This window comes from Streptomyces sp. NPDC005070 (assembly GCF_053600395.1).
Window position 1 is genome coordinate 1 of sequence record NZ_JBSFZS010000142.1, and the last position, 17,036, is coordinate 17,036.

Below are 17,036 nucleotides of genomic sequence, written 5' to 3' on the forward strand. Positions count from 1 at the left end.
CCACCGTGGACTCCTGCGGCACCACCGACACCACGATCCGCTCAGGCTGGCCCGCCGCCGCGTTCGTCGCTCCGCGCGGCCCCCACGCATACCCCTTGCGCCGGGTGAAGAGGTACGGGCCGCCCGAGGTGTAGCCGCTCAGCACGTACGGCCCGGTGCCCTGCGTGCTCCTGTCCAGCGCGCCGGGATCCGCCAGCCCGGCGGGGCAGACGACGGGCAGCAGACCGATCGTCCGCACGATGAAGCTGTACGGCGACGCCATCCGCACCGACACCGTCCGGGCCGCGTCGTCGGCCGACACCGTGAACGGCACACCGGGCAGTGCCGCCCGGGCGCCGACGAGCCGGTTGCGGGGGTCGCTCGCATAGCTCAGTGACCGGGCCACCCCGGAAGCCGTGAGGACCGTCCCGTCGGAGCAGGTCACACCCCTGCGCAGGGTGAAACTCGCCGAAGTGGCTCCGGCCCGCCACTTCTCGGCCAGGCCCGACACCACCTCCCCGTCCGGCGCCATGATGACCAACGAGTCGTAGGCGTAAGGAGCCAGGGCGGAGCCGAACTGCGAGTACGGGTGGAAACTCGGAGTCTCGGATGCGGTGGCGATCGTGACGGTTCCCCCCACGACGACAGGGGTGCGGGTCGATGACACGTCGCCGCCACCGCAACCGGCCAGCACTGCTGACGCGACGGCGGCGGACGCCACCGCGGCCGACCGGGCCCTGGGAAACGACACGGTTCGGCGGTGCATGGTGTTCATCGTGCCACCGGGATCGACGGCGTCGGACCGCCTCTCCCTGGCCGGACACGAACGGGGCGGACGAATTCCCCCGTCCGAGTGAGGCCCCCGACTCGTGGTTGATCTCCGTTCCTGATGTGGCGTCACCCAGCGCGCACACTGGCACCATGGCGAACCACTCATCGGACCTCCCGGACGGCTCGGCGGCGCGGGAGGTCGACCGACTCGCGGCCGCGTACTGGGACTTCCTGCTCGCACGTGAGCCGTCACTGCGGACACGCCGCGGACTGCCGGTCGAATCGCTGCCGGGGGTGTCCGCCGCGGAGGCCGACGAGCGCGCCGGGTTCGCGGCAGAGGTGCTCAACCGGCTGGACACGCTGCGGCCCGCGGTGCTGTCCGGTACCGCCGCCGACACCGCGGAATTCCTTCGGGCGCTGGCCGAACAGGAAGCGGCGGCGGGACGATTCCACTGGCTCACGCCCACCGCCACGCCCTACCAGCTCTTCCGCCTCCAGCAGTACGGTGACACGGTCTTCCGCCCGTTCCGCTTCGAGCAGCGGGCCGACACGGACCGGTACGTGTCCCTCGTACGGAACCTGGCCCGCTGCGTCGCGACGATCGGCGACAAGGCCGCCGGGCAGGCGGCACGGGGCTTCCGCATCCCGGCCCCGGCGCTGGCCGGGGTCCACACCACCCTCACCCGGCTGCGGGCATCGGCGACGCGGTACGTCCGAGCGGATGCCGAGCGGCTCACCCGACTCGACGCGGCGAGCCGAGGCCACCTGCGCGACGCGGTGGCGGGGCTCGTGGCCGCCGAACTGGAGCCGGCGTTCGACCGCCTCCTCGCCCTCGTGGGCGACCCGGACTACCTCGGGCGGGCACCGCAGGCCGCCGGATGGGCCCACTACCCGGAAGGCGAAGCGGCGTACCGGGCGTTCGTCAGGACGTACACATCCGGCGACACACCACCCGAGCGCCTCCACGAACTCGGCCGGGAGCACTGCCGCGAACTCGGCGAGCGCATGCGGGAGATGCGAGCCACGCTCGGCTTCGCGGGGACGGAAGCGGAGTTCCACGAACGGCTCGCGACCGAGCCCCGCCTGTACGCCGCCACTCCGGAGGAGGTCGAGGCCCGCTACCTCGGACACCTCGACCGCCTCACGCCGCTGCTGCCACGCTGGTTCACGGTCCTGCCCGACGCCCCGTACGGCGTGGCCCGCCTCGACCCGGCGCTGGAGGCGTCGATGACGTTCGGCTACTACGACCCTCCGACCGCCACGCAACCGGTGGGCCGCTACCGCTACAACGCCTCGGACCTGGCATACCGGTCACTGCTCGGCGCGGCCGCGCTGATCTACCACGAGCTCGCGCCCGGACACCACTTCCACCTCGCCCGTCAGGCCGAGAGCACCACGCTGCCCGACCTGCGACGCGAACTGGTGCCCTTCAGCGGGTTCCAGGAGGGCTGGGCGGAGTACGCGGCAGGGCTAGCCTGGGAGATGGGGCTGTACGACGACCCGTGGGACGCGTACGGACGCCTGGCCCATGAACGGTTCACCGCGCAGCGCCTCGTCGTCGACACCGGCCTCAACCTCGGGACCATGACGCTGGAGCAGGCGCGCGCCTTCATGCGCGCCCACGCGGCGGCCGAGTCCGAGACGCAGATCACGAGCGAGTTGCTGCGCTACTCGACCGACATGCCGGGACAGGCGCTGACGTACCGGGCGGGCCATGCGGAGTTCACGGCATTGCGGGCGGCATACGAGCGTGACGCCGGCGCCGCGTTCGACGTGCGCGCCTTTCACGAGGCCGTGCTGGCCGGCGGCACGCTGCCGTTTCCCGCCCTGCGCCGACGGGTGGCGAGAGAACGGCACGGGACGTCCGACCGTCGGCAGGGATACCAGGTGTCACCCGAAGAAGGCGGGTGACGTCGGATTCCGGCTGCCGAGTGACCTGAACAGGCTGCCCGGGAGGGCCGTTCTGCTCGAACGAGTGAAGACCACGACGGAACCGGTAACCATCCGCTTAGCTCTGGATACTCTCTGCGACGAAGGTGCGGGTTCGATGATGCGGAATCCACCCATGTCATCGCAGTTTTCCTGTTCACCTCTCGTCGCTTTTTTCCATCATCGTCATCCTCGGCACAAGAGAAGGATGTCCTGCCATGCCGCCTGTAGTACCCCCTTTCCTGATCGGCCTGATCGCCGCCTCCCTGGTCAAAAGGCTGGGAAAACCCCTGATGCGAGGAATCGTCAAAACGTCGGTGGGCCTGGGAATTGAAGTCAAGCGGGCCGTCCATGAAGCCAGCGAGGGAATCCAGGATCTCGCGGCCGAGGCGACCGGCGAAGTACTCGCCGCCCAGATGACGCACGGAGCTGACACCGGCGTCCCGGAGAGCGGTACCGCGGACCGGGCCGGAGCAGGCACCGGATCGGCACCCACGGCCACGCCGGCCCACGCGGCGCAGACCGACAACGAGAGCAAGGCTGCCGGCAAGGTCCGCGGCACCGGTTCGGCCACTGCCAGGGTGCACTGAGTCGTTGTCCCGGCGCGCCAGATGCCACTGCTCCAACGCGAAGGGAGGCACGTGCCAGTCCCATGACCGGACCCACTGAGTGCACACAGGCCTCCGAGCATCTGCGCGACTCGGCCTGCGCACCGCCGACGAGCTCTACCGCCTCTTCGACGGGCACACCTGGAACCGGCCGGTCCGGCTCGGCCGTCGCCTGTGCACCGGCACCATCGACGAGGAGCAGGCGACGGAGGCGTGGAGACAGGGCTGGAGAAGAAGGACCCTGAATGAAGGCAGGCCAGATGTCCACGACCGGAACACCCCTGTATTCCGCCGAACTCATCCAGGAAGGCAGCGCCTACAAACTCGTCGTGACCGATCGCCTGCGCCACACCGTGCAAACCGCGTACGTGTCCAGGAGAGCGGTGGAGCAGCTTCCCGCCTTCCTCTCCAAGCTCAACTCCTCGCAGCTGGGCGGTCTCCGACAGCGATGACGGCGCACGACGCGAAGAAGTGGTTCCGGGTCCACCGACGCTCGGCGGACCCCAGGCTCCGGTTGGTGTGTCTTCCGCACGCCGGCGGCACGGCGCAGCTGTTCCACGGCTGGCCCGCGCTGCTGCCGGAGGACATCGAGGTGCTCGCCGTGCGGTACCCCGGCCGCCAGGACCGGCTCGCGGAGGCCTGCATCGAGGACATGGCCACCCTGGCCGACACGATCCAGGACGCGCTGCGGCCCTGGCTCGACCGGCCGCTGGCGCTCTTCGGACACAGCATGGGCGCCTGCGTCGCCTACGAGCTGGCCCTGCGGCTGGAGGCCCGCGGCATCGTCCCCGAACACCTGCTGGTCTCCGCACACGCAGCCCCCCTGTGGGCCTCACCCACCGCACTGCACAGTGCCGACGACGAAACCCTGATCACCCACGTCCGGCACCTCGGAGACCTGCACTCGGAGGCCTACGACATCCCGGAGCTGCGTGATCTGCTGCTGCCCGCCCTCCGCGCGGACTACCGGCTCATCGAGGGCTACCGTCCCCCGCGTCCCGCGCCGGTCAAGGCACCGGTCACCGCGTACGTCGGCCAGGACGATCCGAGCTGCGCACTCGACCGGGTCCTCGCCTGGTCCGAGCTCGCCGCCCCGGGCTCCTTCGAGCTGCGCTCGTTCCCCGGGGACCACTTCTACCTCGTGGCCCGGGAGGCCGAAGTGGTCGCGGACGTGACAGCACGCCTTGCGCGCGCGTGCGGCACGGACCGGGCCTGATGGCGGTATGCCGTATCGGGACCTGAACGTCGACGTCCACGGCACACACCCTGGCGGCTGCCGATACGGCGATGACGGAACGGGCCCGACCCCGCGCATGGCGCCCGCAGGGTTTCCAGGTGACGATGCTTGTGCCGGGCGCCGAGACGCGCGGTCTCCCTGACAGCGGCCGTGAAGGCCGGGACGGAGAGGGAACCATGCGACCGGGCACACGTGTCGCCGACGCGATACTCCGGCTGATCGGCCGGGACTGGGCCGGGCCGGCCATCGCCCTGCTGCCGGCGGCCGTGGGTGCGTGGTGCGTCACCCTGGGAACCGGCTGGCGCATTCTCGGCGGCGTGCTCTGCGCCGTGGCCCTCGCGCTCGGTCTCGGGTCCCTCCGCCATCTGGTGCATGTGGCCCGGCTCCGGGTGAGGTATCCGCCACCCGGACTCATGGTCGACGTGGGCGGCCACCGCATGCACGTCCTCGCCGAGGGAGACGCCGGGCCGAAGCCCACCGTGGTCTGGATGCCGGGCGGCCACACCGGCGGGTACGCCATGCACCGGCTGCACGCGCTGGCGCGGGAGCGGACGCGTTCGGTCCTGGTGGACCGTCCGGGCTCCGGCTGGAGCGACCCCGGCCCGTTCCCGCGCACGACGGCGGCCGAAGCCGTCGAGCTGCTCACGGCGCTGGAGCGGGCCGGCGAAAAGGGACCCCACGTCTTTGTGGGGCACTCCTTCGGGGGACTGCTCATGGCCAATGCCGCCAGGCGCCGCCCCGACCTGGTGGCCGGTCTGGTGCTGCTCGATCCCACGCCGCCCGATGTCGTGGCCTTCGGCCCGTCGCTTCCGGCCCTGCGGCATGCCGGGAGGGACCAGACCGCCCTCGCGCTGCGCCACCTCTTCGGCCTCCACACTGTCGTGCGCAGGAACGAGGCACACGTTCCCGAGGACCCGGCGCGGGTTCTCGCCATGATCGAGACCAAGACCAAGGCGAGCTGCGCCGCGGCGTCGATCCTGCGAGAGCTGTCGCCGGGCGGCATCACCCGGGACGGCTGGCAGACGGTCGTACATGATGGCGAGCTCGGCTCGCTCCCCCTCCTCCTCGTGGCGCCACGAGACCTGACGGGTGGTGACACGATCTTCGACGCGGTCGACGATCCGAAGGAGAGCGCCCGGGTACGGCACTTCTTCCTCACCGCGAGAGAACGCTTTCTCGCGGCCTCCAGCACGGCCCGGAGGGTCTACACCCCGGAGGGAACCGGACACGATTTTCCGGACCGTGTACCCGAGTTCGTCGTGCAGGTGGTGGGCTCGCTGCTGGACGAACGCGGTCCGGGCGCACCGGACCCGTTCTGATCCCGCTCCGCGGTCACGGTCCGCTCCGGCGCGCCTCCGCCTGAACGGATGAAAGGCGTCGGTGTCCCCGGGCGTATCGGCCGGGGGCCGACTACGGTGTTTTCCGGTGGGGGTGAAATTCCTGCCCAGCGCCGCTGGCCAGGCGGTATCGGCAGGTGCGGCGGCAGCCGTGCTGTGTCCACAAGAGAGGGTTCACCCATGCCCCCTGTAGTTCCTCCCTTCCTCATCGGCCTCATCGCAGCCCCTCTGCTCAAGACGGTGGTGAAACCGCTGGTGCGGGGCATCATCAAGACGTCGGTCGGCCTGACCCTCGAAGTCAGGCGCGCGGCCATCGAGGCGGGCGAGGAGATTCAGGACCTCACCGCCCAAGTGGCTGCCGAGAAGATGGCGAGTTCGGCTCGCATGCGCCGCGCGAAGGCGAACGGCGAGGTAACGGCGCAGGGCGCCACGGCCGGCTGAGAAGCAGCGGTCCGTGAGAAGCCGGCTACGGGTGGGAGCAGCCTGCTCCGTACCGCCGTTTCTTACGGCTGCACAGACTGCGCGTCGGGAGCGATCTCGATCTCACCCGGGCACCGACGGTCCTGGCGACCCCGTCGCACAACGGTGTGGGTGTCTGCCCTCGCGGGTCCGAGGGCCGTGGCCGGACTTCTCACGCTGCTCACCGAGAGCATCGCTGCACCGAATCCGGGTCTGTCAAAACGAGCGGCTCTTCCAAGATTTTCGTAGGCGTTGATCAGTTCTGTGATTTCGGACCGTTCAAGGAGCTATGTGGGCCAGGCTGACGCTGTGTTGTTTTGAGCTGAGGGATCTCCTTCCGCATCTGGCTTCGGTACTGATCGAGAAGGTGGAGCTGGGCGAGAGCCTGGTGAGGATCACGGTGCGGACCGCCGCTGGAATGGCGGTGCGGTGTCCGGGCTGTGGGCACAGTTCGGGATGGGAGCACAGTCGGTATGTCCGGGAGGTCGCCGACGAGGCGATCGGCGGTAGACCGGTGCGGATTTCCGTGTCGGTGCGTCGCCTGTACTGCGAGAACTCGGTTTGCTCGAGGAAGACATTCGTTCTAGGGCTGGGCGGTCATGCCGCGTCCCATGGTCCGGTGTCCAGGATCCGCGCCGCCTTGGTAATACTGCCTGGCATCAGATGCCGGTACGTGCGGTAGGTCTCCTCGATCCACTTATGCACCCATCCACTCGGCCACGTCGGTAATGGGGATGCCGCTGCCCAGGGCGTTGGGGGCGAAGTAGTGGCGAAAGCCGTACATCCCCATCCCGTCCACCAACGGTGGCCTTTCGAAGAGCCCGTGGACGGCGGCGTTCCATCGGTTCTGTGTAGTACCCGCTCGGCCCTCGCAGCAGGAAACCCTCCGGCCTTGCGGTGCTTCAGCTTCGCCGGCGGGTGCGTGTTGGAGTGGATCTGCTCGTGCACCCGATAGACGTCGTCGGCCACCAGACTGTTGATGTTCACGGCTCGCGCCTCACCGTTGCGCAGCCCGCAACCCGCCATCATCACGATCTCCAGGGCGAGGTCCTCACTCGCGACGGTCAGCGCCTGCTTCACATGGGCGAGGGTCGGAATGACCACCTCCTCGCGGACGTACTCCGGTTCCTGCACGCCCTTCACCGGGTCCTCTGCGATCGCTCCCTTCTCATAGGCATCCGGAGAATCGTCTTCAGGGTGCGAAGATGTTGACCTGGTTTCCCCGGCCCACCCCGTCGGCCTCCAATTCGTCCAGGAAGCGCTCCACCACGATCGGCGTGACGGTGTTCAGCTTGCGTGAGCCGACGCGCGGAATGATGTGGACGTTGATGGAGCTGTCGACGTGCTCCCCCGTGGAGTAATCCGTCAACTTCCGCTGCCGGGGCCGCCACTGCTTCGCGTATTCCACCACCGTTTTCTGTCCCAGCTCGCGGCGTGCCTCCGCGACGGACGGCGCCGTGCGCTTCTTCTCCGCGTAGATCTGCGTCGGGCGTTCTATCGCGGCGTCCTGCGACTCGAAGCCGCCCTCCTCGCTCCGCCTGCCCAGCCCGTTACGGAAACGGATCGTGTACGGGTACGGGCACCGGGCCGGTCTGACGCAGTCGCAGTTCTTGGCGAACGACCCCATACCGCGGACGAGCTGTCGAGCCATGTAGCCAACCTCCGAGCCGGAGCCGGGCATTCGCGCTCAGGTCCCCGCCGCTTGCGGTCACCACGTCAGCAGGCCGGGACGCCCCGGGCCCCATGCTAACCTTTTTGCTGACCTGGGGAGCCTGGGAACGCTTCTGACCTGCACAAATGCCCAGATGCTAGATCTTGGACTTGAACATGGTGCGCAGCATTTTCAGCTCCTGAATGACGGCTCCCTGCCTGCTTTCTGCAAGTCAAGGGCGCTCGGCACTCTACACGGGCCCGCAGCCGACTCTAAGATTTTCAGGAACATCGGTTCACTCCGACGGGAAGCCCCCCGCCTGCGTTTCCTACCGCGCGGACGGCAACCTCATACCGTCGCCGTCCCGACCGACGCCGCGAGGGGCACGCCCTCGCTCGTGTCGATGGCTCCTTGGGCCTCGTCACCACGCTCCGGTGTTGAACTCGCGCTCGCCGGAGAAGGAATGGCCGCCCCGGATGCCGCCGCTGATCCGGTCGATGAGATCGAGGGCGTGCGCCAAGGCGCGCCGGTCCTCCCCGTCCAGCGTTGCCTCCATGGCGTCGGCAAGCACGCCGACGCGCTGACGGCGGTCCGCGTCGAGCGCCTTCTTCCCCGCTTTCGTCAGAGCGAGGACCTTCCTGCGGGCGTCGCCCGGATCCGCGCGCGAGGTCAGGAAGCCGGCCTCGGTCAGTTCTCTGACGGTCGCGGCCATCGTCTGGTGGCGCACTCCGCGGGTCGCCGCCAGGTCGGCCGTGGTCATCGGCCCCCGCGTGTCGAGGAGGCCGAGCACCGCCGCCGGGACGGACGCGAGCCGATCGACGGTACGGGCGCTACGGACCAGGGTGCCGACAACCGTCCGGAGGCGGACGGCCAACTCGTCGGAGAGAGGGGCCGGTTCGTTCGAAGGCGCGTCGTTCACATCTCTCAGCCTAGCAAAGGAATACAGGGTGGGCTGTATTACAGTGCCCCCTGTACATATCGCGCAGTGAACCCTGCACATCACACCGACAGGAGCCGGCAGTGCAGCTGATCAAGCACGCCCACGCATGTGTGTCACTGGTCAAGGACGGTGGGCGGATCGCCATCGACCCGGGCACGTTCACCCCTGACGCGAAGGAGGTGGTTGCCGCCGCCGACGCCGTCCTGATCACGCACGAACACTTCGACCACTTCGACGAGGACCTGATCGCCCGGGCCCTGGACGCCCGCCCCGGCCTGCGGGTCTACGGACCGGACCGTGTGGTCGGACGCTGGGCGGCCCGGCGCGGCCAGGTCATCGCGGTCGCGGACGGCGACCGCCTCGACGTCGCCGGTTTCGACGTGGCGGTGTCCGGCGACCTGCATGCCGTGATCCACCGCGACATCCCCCGCGTCACCAACGTCGGCTACCTCGTCGACGGCCGGGTCCACCACCCCGGCGACGCCTACCACGTACCGCCCGCGCCCGTCGATACGCTGCTGCTGCCCACCAGCGGGCCGTGGACCCAGCTCGGCCAGGCGGCCGACTACGTACGCGAGGTCGCCCCGAACCGGCTCGTCCAGATCCACGAGATCATGCTCAGCCGGACCGGCCAGGAGTCGATGGCCCGGTTCCTGAGCCCGGCGGCGCTGACGAAGGTGCCTCTGACCATCGTCCCGGAGGGAGAGTCGATCACCGTGTGAGCCCGGACGGCGGCGCCGCCCGGTGCCGGGAGGCCGCGGGACACCGGCATTGCCGTCGCCCCACCGGCGGGGCGCCGCCCGTCGCCGGGATCAACCCGCCGGGCGGACCCGGGCAGGAGCAGCGGCTTCCGCCGCCTCCTGGAAGTCGGCGATGTCCCCGCCGTACTCCCTCGCCCAGTTCGTCAGGACCTCGATGGGCTCGACGAGGGTCCGGCCGAGGTCGGTGAGGCTGTACTCGACCCGCCGCGGCGCTTCGGCCCGGCGGTCGACCAGGCCGTACCGCTGGAGCCGGCGCAGCGTCTGGGTGAGGACCTTGCGCGAGACGCCGCCGATGAGGTCGACGAGCTCGCCATGCCTGCGAGGCTTCTGGCTGAGCCCGAAGAGCGCGAGCACGGCCCACTTGTCGGAGAGGATCTCGACCGCCAGACGCGTGGGGCAGTCGGCGAGGGAGGCTGCTCCGTCCACGTTCTGCATGGAAACCGAAGGTACCAGGAGGTAACGCACGGCTCCGTAACGTCTTCCTCGAGCAACCAGCCAGCACCGAATTGCGGAGGAGTCACCATGCCACGAGTCGTCGTGTTCGACGAGTTCGGCGGGCCGGAGGTCATGCACGTCGTCGAGGAGCCCGTCGTCGAACCCGCGGCCGGCGAGGTCCGGGTCAGGATCGAGGCGTTCGCCGTCAACCCGCTCGACCTGATGATGCGTTCCGGCACCTCGCCCGCGCCCGTCCCCCTACCGCACGCTCGCCTCGGTGTCGAAGGAACCGGCGTCGTGGACGCGCTGGGCCCCGGGACCACCGGGCTGAGGATCGGCGATCCGGTCATCCTGACGGCCGTTCCCGACGCGAACGCCCGGGGCAGCTACGCCGAATACACAACGGTCTCCGCGAGCCGGGTCGCCGCCCGGCCGGCCGGGCTCGGAATCACGGAGGCGGCGGCGATCTGGGTCGCCTACTCCACCGCCTACGGCGCGCTCGTCGAGAAGGCGGGAATGCGGCCCGGCGACCACGTCCTGATCACCGCCGCGTCCGGCGGCGTCGGCCGGGCGGCGACGCAGATCGCCCGTCAGCTCGGTGCCGTGCCCATCGCCGTCACCCGGCACGCCGCGAGGAAGGACGAGTTGCTCGCCGCCGGCGCCGCCGCGGTCGTCGCCACCGACCACGATGACATCGCCGAAGCCGTCGGCCACCACACCGGCGGGACCGGCGCGGACATCGTCCTCGACCTTGTCATGGGCCCCGGCCAGGAGGATCTCCTGAGGGCGGCCCGCCCCGGCGGAACCCTGGTCGCCGCGGGCTTCCTGGACCCGCGGCCCACGCCCTTCCCGGGAGGCCCGCCGCTCACGATCTTCAGCTACCGGAGCTTCGAGCACACCCTCGACGCCGTCGTGGTGGAGCGCATGGCGGCCTTCCTGAACGCGGGTGTGCGCCTCGGTGCACTGCGGCCCGCCGTCGACGACAAGGTGTTCGCCCTCGACGACGTCGTCGAGGCACACCGCCACCTCGAGAAGGGGCTCCACGCCGGGAGGAAGATCGTCGTGACGGTGTCCTGAGGCCGCGCCGGCTCAGGGTGTGGCGGACACCAGGCCGATCCGGTGGGCGAGGACGACGGCCTGGACACGGTCGCGCAGGTCGAGTTTGGTCAGGATCCGCGACACATAGGTCTTGACCGTCTCGGGCGTGATGAACATCGCCGCGGCGATCTCCGCGTTCGACAGTCCCTCGGCGATCAGTTGGAGCGCCTCCCGTTCGCGGAGGGTCAGCGCGCTCACGACTTCCTCCTTGGCCGGCCGGGAGGTGTCCGCCGGGCGCAGCCGTTCGGCGAAGTGGCCGATGAGATGGCGGGTGACGGCCGGTGCCAGCAGGGCCTCGCCCCGGGCGACCGTCCGGATTCCGTCCACCAGCTCCGCCGGAGGTGAGTCCTTGAGGAGGAAGCCGCTCGCTCCGGCCCGGAACGCGTCGTACACGTAGGCGTCGACGTTGAAGGTGGTGACGACCAGTACCTTCGGAGGTGTCACGGCGTCGGGGCCGGCCAGCCGACGGGTCGCCTCGATACCGTCGAGCAGGGGCATCCGAATGTCCATCACGACCACGTCGGGGCGCAGCCGCTGCGCGGCCTGGACGGCCGCGTGCCCGTTCTCGGCCTCCCCGACGACCTCCAGATCGGGCTGGGCGGAGAAGATGGTGACGTAGCCGGTACGCACCAGTGCCTGGTCGTCGCAGACGAGTACACGGATCGGCGGCGGCGCATCGCTCACGGGTCACTCCTGCGCGGGCTGGGCGGGGATCACGGCACGGACGCGGAACCCGCCGTCGGGGCGGGGCCCGGCCATCAGTTCACCATCGAGCATCCGCACCCGTTCACGCAGCCCGGTCAGACCACGCCCTCCCGCACGGCCCGCTCCGTGGGCGGCGGGTACGGCCGCCGAGGAGGGTGCGGATCCTTCGGTGGCCACCTCGATCTCGATGTGCTCGTCACGGTACTGGACCAGGACCTGTGTCCGCTGCCCGACCGCGTGCTTCATCGCGTTGGTGAGCCCCTCCTGCACCACGCGGTACGCGGCCAGTTCCACGTCCACTCCCTGCGCCCGCCGCTCGCCCCGCTCGGTGAACTCGACGGGCTGACCCGACATACGGGCCTGCGCGACCAAGTCCCCGACTTTTCCCAGGGTGGGTGCCCGGTCCGCGGACGCGGACCGGCCCGTCGCCTCCAGCACGCCGAGCAGGTACCGCAGCTCGGTCAGCGCCCGGCGACCGGTGTCGCTGACGGCTGTCAGACCGTCAGCAGCACGTTCCGGCGCGGAGGTGAGCAGGAACTGCGCCGCGTCGGCCTGCACCACCATGGCCGTCACATGGTGGGTCACCACGTCGTGCAGTTCGCGCGCGATGCGTGCGCGCTCGTCGGCGGCGGCCACCTCGGCGGCCAGCCGCCGCCGTTCGGTTTCCTCCGCCCGCCACCTGCGGACGCCGCCGCCCGCCAGCCAGACCCCGGCCAGGACCAGGAAGAACGCGAGGTAGTCCGGGATCCGCTCCGGTGAGCCCAGGTGGTGCAGGACAACGGACAGCACGGCGTAGCCCGCGCCGGCCACGGCGGCGAGGGTGCGGCGGAAGGAGACCTGATGGGCTCCGGCGGAGTACAGGGCCGCGTAGAGCCCGACACTCCCGAACGTCGCCGGACCACCAAGGGCCTGATGCACGGCGAAGGCGCCGCCGACGACGGCCAGGCACACCGCGGGGCGTCGGGTGCGTACCGCCAGCGGCAGGGTCTGCGCCAGGGTCAGCCCGACGCTCAACGGACTTGACGGGCGATCGGACAGGTCGCCGATCTGCGCCCCGATCTGCGACAGGGTCGGCACGAAGGCCAGCACGGTGAGGACCAGCGCGAGAACGCCGTCCTTGACGGGTTGTTGACGCTCCATCAGCCAGTTGAACGGCCTCCGCGGCAGCAGCGGTGTCCGGGACCACCTGGGCATCATCACGTCCGTCTCCGTTCCGTTCCGGTCAGCCGGGGGTGCCGCACGCGGGGTTCAGCGGGCAACGCCCCGGCGAGGCAGCAGACCGCCCCGCCGGTGGGCGAGGACGAACATCGGGACCGTCAGCGCCACACTGATGAGGACGGTAACGATCGACGCCTCCAGACTGAAACTTCCGCCCGTCAGGAGGCCCGAACCACTGGTGTGCAGCGAGAGCAGTCCGTTCGCCTTGTTGCCCGAGACCGGGATGCCGAGCAGCTGCTCGGTGGCGTTCCAGGCGAAGTGGAGACCAACGACGAACCAGATGCTGCGCCGCCACAGGAACGCCGCTCCGAGCAGCGCGCCGGCCTCGACCGCGATCGCCAGCCCGCTCCACGCGGTGGCCCCGGGGTTCGCCAGATGCAGGGCGCCGAAGAGCAGCGCGGTGATCGCGACAGCGGCACGGCTGCCGAACAGCCGCTCCAGGGCATGCAGGGCGAAGCCCCGGAACATCAGCTCCTCCGTGACCGCCGCGCCCGCCTGCACGACGACCGCGGACGCCACGACGGAGAAGAAGCCGTTTCCGGCCCAGGAGAACGAGTAGCCCCCGAACGCCGCGATCGCCAGGGCGGACACGAGGATGAAGCCCAGGCCGATCCCGCCGCCGAGCACCGCCTCCCGCACGGCCCCCCGCCGCGCGATCTCCGGCACCGGCCGTCGTGCGACGAACCGCATGACCGCCCAGTACACGGCCACCGCGACGGCGGCCCCCAGCACCGGCACCGGTCCGGGGCCGGTCGCGGTCGCGGCCGAGACCACGCCGACGCCGACGATTCCGGTCAGCATCCAGCCCAACGGCGAGCGGCAGATCCGCCCGAGGCGCCCCCCGCTCGGACCGGAGCCGTCCGGAAGCCGGTCGTGGCCCGGCTCCTCGTGTGTGGTGGATGTCGTGTGCATCATGGCCTCCCCCTGCTACGGGGCCGCCCAGGCGGCGACCCTGCGGCCAGGCTAGGAACACCACGCCTTCCGCGACTCACCCGCGGGCAGACAACACCGGTAGCTCTCACGGGGGATGCGCTCGGTGCTGCCTCCGCAGTGCGCGGCCTCGATGTCAGCGCGCACCGCACCGCGGCCTGGGACGACTTCTTCGACACCGTCCACGTCTTCGACGAGGGACCAGCCTTTCGCCGTCATGCGGCTTCGCAGGTCCTCGATCCTTCGCCGGGAAGGCCTGTCGCCTGTGCAGGCATCGGCGGCTTCGTTTCGAGCGACGTGTGGATCCAGGCCGAAGGCCGCGTGTACGGCCACGCCAAGACTCCTTTCCGACAACACGTCGGACAGGATCACCAGGAGGGGGTAGTAGTCATCGTCGTCGACCCCGCAGGGAAAGACCTCGACCAGTTCTCGTACGACGTCCGCCAATTCCGGGTTGTCCTCCAACATCATTTCCCCTTCCAGGAACTTGGCGGATGAACAATGGCATCGAACACTGCGGTACGCACCGTCTACCGATTGCCCGGCGTCGCCCCCACCTCGGAAGCCATGCTGGATGCCCTTGGCCTTGATGTTCTGGACAGGCTCGGTGCCGATCCGCATGTTCCCGAAGTGCTCGGTGTTCCGGCCGTGTTCATCGCCTGCGGGATGGAACAGTCCGAGGCTCCATGGTGCGGGCCCATGGTGCGAACCACTGGCGTCACGGTCACCGAGAGAGTCCGTCGCACCGCTGCGGTGCTCCTGCTCGCAGTCGACGGCGCGGCGTACGCCATCAGCCGCGATCGGGGATACCGGCTCATCCCTGAGCACCTCGAGGACAAGCGCCTCCCGGCCGCTCACGGCCGCCCGTGCCCCACCCCTCGTACCGCGAGCCGTGCGCACACCAGGGCCAGGGGGACCTCCGCACAGACGGCGAGGGCGAGGGCGGTGATCGTCTCGGTGCCCGGGGCCGCGGTCATGGTGTCGAACCAGGCGTCCATCAACAGCAGCGCCGAAGTGGCGGCGGCCGTGAGGGCATGGCGGGGATCGCGCCGCGCGCGCAGCAGCCCCGTCCCGGCCAGGCCCGCCGCCAGCGCCGCGTCCAGGCCCACCCAGGCCGCCGTCCAGTGGTGGGCCTCCGCCGTGGCCGGCAGCGTCGCCGCGAGCACGAACATCCACGGACCCAGCACCGCGCCCGCGACGACGAGAGCGGTCGACAGCGTCGGCCTCGGCATCCGGAACGGACGACGGGACGTACGACGGGCGAGCGGCGCGAGGGTGGCCATGGGACGGAAAACTCCTTCCGCGCCCGGGTCTCGGGCACGTTCTCCAGCCTGGCCGCCGGGCCTCCGGGAATCAGTAACGCAGGAATCCGTCCTGTGGTGGTGCCAGCTACACCTCGGCCCGGGTCCCTACCTTCACAGAGCTGCCCCGACCTGGCCTTTTATCGCCGGTCCGGGCCGGGGAGGCGGTAGCGTTCCTCGTATCCCCCCTCACTCTGGAGTGTGCTGTGCGAGCGGTCATCGCCGAGGACTCGGTCCTGCTGAAGATCGGGCTGGTCAAGGTCCTGGAGCTGGCCGGCTTCGAGGTCACCGCCGAAACCGGCGATGCCGAAGCCCTGTTGGCGGCGGTCGAAGCGCACCGGCCGCAACTCGCACTCGTCGACGTCCGCATGCCGCCCGGATTCACCGACGAGGGCGTACGCGCCGCCCTCACCATTCGCGAGCGGTGGCCGGACACCGCGGTGCTCCTGCTGTCCCAGTACGTGGAGGAGCGCTATGCCGCCGATCTGCTGACCGACAACGCGGGCGGCTTCGGCTATCTGCTCAAGCAACGGGTCGCCGACGTCGAGGAGTTCATCGACGCGCTGCGGCGGGTCGCGGCGGGCGGCACGGCCCTCGACCCGCAGGTCGTCGGCCAGTTGCTGACGCGGCGCGGTGGAAGGGATCCGCTGGAGCGGCTGACGCCGCGCGAGCGCGAGGTGCTGTCGCTGATGGCGGAGGGCCGTTCCAACGCCGGGATCGCCGAGCGACTGGTGGTCGGTGAGAGCGCCGTCGCCAAGCACATCAACAACATCTTCGCCAAGCTCGACCTCGGACAGGCCGAGGGCGACCACCGCCGGGTCCTGGCGGTCCTGCGCTTCCTGGACGGGGCATGACATCACCCGGCCCGCCTCCCTCTGCCGGGGGCGCGGGCCGGGTGGGCGGCGGGAGCCCAGGTGCCTAGCTGAGTACGGGGCCGCCGCCGGGGCGGTGGATTCGGGTGCGGCGGTGGTCCAGGTGGACGAAGGTGCGGTGCAGCCAGCGGTCGCGGCCGTCGTACCGCGGGGTGAAAGCCGTACGCCCGTGGATCGCCAGGCGATTGTCCACGAAGGCCATCTCGCCGGGCTGAAGCACCAGTTCGGAGGCGACGTCGAGGAACGCGTCCCGCAGTCGTTCCAGAGCGAGCTTGCCCGTGTCGTCGAGCGCGCGGGTCGCGTGGAAGTCCACACGGACGTTGGGGTCCTCGGGGTCGCCCTCGAGGACCGCGTGCACCGGGGTACTGTCACCGGCCCCGAACGAGGGAGGCGGCTCCGTGACGAACATCGGGCGCCGCAGCTCCTCCAGCACCTCGCCGGAGATCAGCCGCACGGCCTCCCGGATCGACGAGACCAGGGTGCCGGCACGTCCCGAGTGGTCCCCTCGCAGGCACAACAGACCGACGTAGTCAGGCCTGTTGGGATGGAAGGCGTTCTCCACGTGCAGATCGAGCGGGATGGAGCCGGCGTTGCTCTGCTCCTCCTCCTTGCCGGGCACGGGCACCACGTTCTGCACCAGGGCGCCGTACTTCTCCTCGCGGAAGGCCGCGATCTCGCCCAGGTGCAGGCTGAGCAGAACGGCCACGGCGCCCGCCCGGTCATCGGTCGACCGGTCGCCAACACCCGGCTGCACGTACTGGACGCCTCGTTGCAGCCGATGCCCACGGGTGTGCCAGGTGAGCTG

The 17,036-nt window shown here is 70.2% G+C and carries 21 protein-coding genes; 10 read left to right on the plus strand and 11 right to left on the minus strand.

Going from position 1 to position 17,036, the window contains the following annotated elements; all coding sequences use genetic code 11:
• A partial coding sequence (locus tag ACWEBX_RS32095; RefSeq protein WP_451888285.1) for an ABC transporter substrate-binding protein occupies nt 1–745 on the minus strand: 745 nt, incomplete at its 3' end.
• Between the two features lie 155 nt (nt 746–900).
• On the opposite strand from ACWEBX_RS32095, the gene ACWEBX_RS32100 reads away from it, so the two are divergent.
• From ACWEBX_RS32100 to ACWEBX_RS32130, 7 genes are all read left to right on the plus strand, one after another.
• The gene (locus tag ACWEBX_RS32100) at nt 901–2,661 is read left to right on the plus strand and encodes a DUF885 domain-containing protein (RefSeq protein ID WP_451888286.1); all 1,761 of its coding nucleotides are present in this window, start codon (nt 901–903) and stop codon (nt 2,659–2,661) included.
• 236 nt (nt 2,662–2,897) lie between these two features.
• Complete coding sequence (locus tag ACWEBX_RS32105; RefSeq protein ID WP_451888287.1) at nt 2,898–3,269, plus strand: DUF5132 domain-containing protein; 372 nt, start codon at nt 2,898–2,900, stop codon at nt 3,267–3,269.
• Between the two features lie 263 nt (nt 3,270–3,532).
• Nucleotides 3,533–3,739: a hypothetical protein gene (locus tag ACWEBX_RS32110; protein WP_451888288.1), complete on the plus strand. Its 207-nt coding sequence runs from the start codon at nt 3,533–3,535 to the stop codon at nt 3,737–3,739.
• Between the two features lie 65 nt (nt 3,740–3,804).
• A complete protein-coding gene (locus ACWEBX_RS32115; RefSeq protein WP_451888289.1) occupies nt 3,805–4,503 on the plus strand; it encodes a thioesterase II family protein in 699 nt (232 codons plus the stop codon).
• A gap of 197 nt (nt 4,504–4,700) precedes the next feature.
• Nucleotides 4,701–5,843 carry an alpha/beta fold hydrolase gene (locus ACWEBX_RS32120; protein ID WP_451888290.1) on the plus strand — a complete coding sequence of 381 codons (1,143 nt, stop codon included), beginning with the start codon at nt 4,701–4,703 and terminating at the stop codon, nt 5,841–5,843.
• 198 nt (nt 5,844–6,041) lie between these two features.
• Nucleotides 6,042–6,302 (plus strand): DUF5132 domain-containing protein, encoded by a 261-nt coding sequence (locus ACWEBX_RS32125; protein ID WP_451888291.1) that lies wholly within the window; start codon nt 6,042–6,044, stop codon nt 6,300–6,302.
• 436 nt (nt 6,303–6,738) lie between these two features.
• Nucleotides 6,739–7,002, plus strand: a complete 264-nt coding sequence (locus ACWEBX_RS32130) for a transposase family protein (RefSeq protein WP_451888303.1) — start codon at nt 6,739–6,741, stop codon at nt 7,000–7,002.
• On the opposite strand, the gene ACWEBX_RS32135 is transcribed toward ACWEBX_RS32130, so the two are convergent.
• The 3 genes from ACWEBX_RS32135 to ACWEBX_RS32145 form a co-directional block, all read right to left on the minus strand.
• A complete protein-coding gene (locus ACWEBX_RS32135) occupies nt 6,918–7,463 on the minus strand; it encodes a hypothetical protein (protein WP_451888305.1) in 546 nt (181 codons plus the stop codon). The genes ACWEBX_RS32130 and ACWEBX_RS32135 overlap by 85 nt on opposite strands.
• 49 nt (nt 7,464–7,512) lie before the next feature.
• Complete coding sequence (locus tag ACWEBX_RS32140) at nt 7,513–7,971, minus strand: tyrosine-type recombinase/integrase (protein WP_451888292.1); 459 nt, start codon at nt 7,969–7,971, stop codon at nt 7,513–7,515.
• A 421-nt stretch (nt 7,972–8,392) separates the two neighbouring features.
• Nucleotides 8,393–8,890 carry a MarR family winged helix-turn-helix transcriptional regulator gene (locus tag ACWEBX_RS32145; protein WP_451888293.1) on the minus strand — a complete coding sequence of 166 codons (498 nt, stop codon included), beginning with the start codon at nt 8,888–8,890 and terminating at the stop codon, nt 8,393–8,395.
• A gap of 101 nt (nt 8,891–8,991) precedes the next feature.
• Here ACWEBX_RS32145 and ACWEBX_RS32150 point away from each other — a divergent pair, with 101 nt between their 5' ends.
• Complete coding sequence (locus tag ACWEBX_RS32150; protein ID WP_451888294.1) at nt 8,992–9,633, plus strand: MBL fold metallo-hydrolase; 642 nt, start codon at nt 8,992–8,994, stop codon at nt 9,631–9,633.
• Nucleotides 9,634–9,723: 90 nt separating this feature from the next.
• On the opposite strand, the gene ACWEBX_RS32155 is transcribed toward ACWEBX_RS32150, so the two are convergent.
• Entirely contained in the window at nt 9,724–10,107 is a 384-nt protein-coding gene (locus ACWEBX_RS32155) for a winged helix-turn-helix transcriptional regulator (RefSeq protein ID WP_451888295.1), read from the minus strand.
• Between the two features lie 87 nt (nt 10,108–10,194).
• Between ACWEBX_RS32155 and ACWEBX_RS32160 the strand changes: the two genes are divergently transcribed.
• Complete coding sequence (locus ACWEBX_RS32160) at nt 10,195–11,184, plus strand: zinc-dependent alcohol dehydrogenase family protein (RefSeq protein ID WP_451888296.1); 990 nt, start codon at nt 10,195–10,197, stop codon at nt 11,182–11,184.
• 12 nt (nt 11,185–11,196) lie between these two features.
• Here the strand turns inward: ACWEBX_RS32160 and ACWEBX_RS32165 are convergent, their stop codons facing one another.
• From ACWEBX_RS32165 to ACWEBX_RS32185, 5 genes are read right to left on the minus strand one after another with little or no spacing between them, the layout of a single operon-like run.
• Complete coding sequence (locus ACWEBX_RS32165) at nt 11,197–11,889, minus strand: response regulator (protein ID WP_451888297.1); 693 nt, start codon at nt 11,887–11,889, stop codon at nt 11,197–11,199.
• 3 nt (nt 11,890–11,892) lie between these two features.
• Entirely contained in the window at nt 11,893–13,107 is a 1,215-nt protein-coding gene (locus ACWEBX_RS32170; RefSeq protein WP_451888304.1) for a sensor histidine kinase, read from the minus strand.
• 51 nt (nt 13,108–13,158) lie between these two features.
• Nucleotides 13,159–14,043, minus strand: coding sequence for a CPBP family intramembrane glutamic endopeptidase (locus tag ACWEBX_RS32175; RefSeq protein WP_451888298.1), 885 nt, complete (start codon nt 14,041–14,043; stop codon nt 13,159–13,161).
• A 48-nt stretch (nt 14,044–14,091) separates the two neighbouring features.
• Nucleotides 14,092–14,916 carry a hypothetical protein gene (locus ACWEBX_RS32180; RefSeq protein ID WP_451888299.1) on the minus strand — a complete coding sequence of 275 codons (825 nt, stop codon included), beginning with the start codon at nt 14,914–14,916 and terminating at the stop codon, nt 14,092–14,094.
• The gene (locus ACWEBX_RS32185; protein ID WP_451888300.1) at nt 14,913–15,341 is read right to left on the minus strand and encodes an LPXTG cell wall anchor domain-containing protein; all 429 of its coding nucleotides are present in this window, start codon (nt 15,339–15,341) and stop codon (nt 14,913–14,915) included. Before ACWEBX_RS32185 ends, ACWEBX_RS32180 begins: the two co-directional genes overlap by 4 nt.
• Before the next feature lie 224 nt (nt 15,342–15,565).
• Here ACWEBX_RS32185 and ACWEBX_RS32190 point away from each other — a divergent pair, with 224 nt between their 5' ends.
• Nucleotides 15,566–16,213, plus strand: coding sequence for a response regulator (locus ACWEBX_RS32190; protein ID WP_451888301.1), 648 nt, complete (start codon nt 15,566–15,568; stop codon nt 16,211–16,213).
• Between the two features lie 64 nt (nt 16,214–16,277).
• Here ACWEBX_RS32190 and ACWEBX_RS32195 read toward each other — a convergent pair.
• Nucleotides 16,278–17,036, minus strand: a 759-nt coding sequence (locus ACWEBX_RS32195) for a TauD/TfdA family dioxygenase (RefSeq protein ID WP_451888302.1), incomplete at its 5' end; no start/stop codon positions are given.

Excerpts from the sequence above, each read along its gene's own strand:
- ACWEBX_RS32120 (WP_451888290.1), top strand. The coding sequence starts at position 4,701 with ATGCGACCGGGCACACGTGTCGCCGACGCGATACTCCGGCTGATCGGC.
- ACWEBX_RS32170 (WP_451888304.1), bottom strand. The coding sequence starts at position 13,107 with ATGATGCCCAGGTGGTCCCGGACACCGCTGCTGCCGCGGAGGCCGTTC.
- ACWEBX_RS32175 (WP_451888298.1), bottom strand. The coding sequence starts at position 14,043 with ATGATGCACACGACATCCACCACACACGAGGAGCCGGGCCACGACCGG.
- ACWEBX_RS32125 (WP_451888291.1), top strand. The coding sequence starts at position 6,042 with ATGCCCCCTGTAGTTCCTCCCTTCCTCATCGGCCTCATCGCAGCCCCT.
- ACWEBX_RS32105 (WP_451888287.1), top strand. The coding sequence starts at position 2,898 with ATGCCGCCTGTAGTACCCCCTTTCCTGATCGGCCTGATCGCCGCCTCC.
- ACWEBX_RS32110 (WP_451888288.1), top strand. The coding sequence starts at position 3,533 with ATGAAGGCAGGCCAGATGTCCACGACCGGAACACCCCTGTATTCCGCC.
- ACWEBX_RS32160 (WP_451888296.1), top strand. The coding sequence starts at position 10,195 with ATGCCACGAGTCGTCGTGTTCGACGAGTTCGGCGGGCCGGAGGTCATG.
- ACWEBX_RS32100 (WP_451888286.1), top strand. The coding sequence starts at position 901 with ATGGCGAACCACTCATCGGACCTCCCGGACGGCTCGGCGGCGCGGGAG.
- ACWEBX_RS32130 (WP_451888303.1), top strand. The coding sequence starts at position 6,739 with ATGGCGGTGCGGTGTCCGGGCTGTGGGCACAGTTCGGGATGGGAGCAC.
- ACWEBX_RS32140 (WP_451888292.1), bottom strand. The coding sequence starts at position 7,971 with ATGGCTCGACAGCTCGTCCGCGGTATGGGGTCGTTCGCCAAGAACTGC.
- ACWEBX_RS32185 (WP_451888300.1), bottom strand. The coding sequence starts at position 15,341 with ATGGCCACCCTCGCGCCGCTCGCCCGTCGTACGTCCCGTCGTCCGTTC.
- ACWEBX_RS32155 (WP_451888295.1), bottom strand. The coding sequence starts at position 10,107 with ATGCAGAACGTGGACGGAGCAGCCTCCCTCGCCGACTGCCCCACGCGT.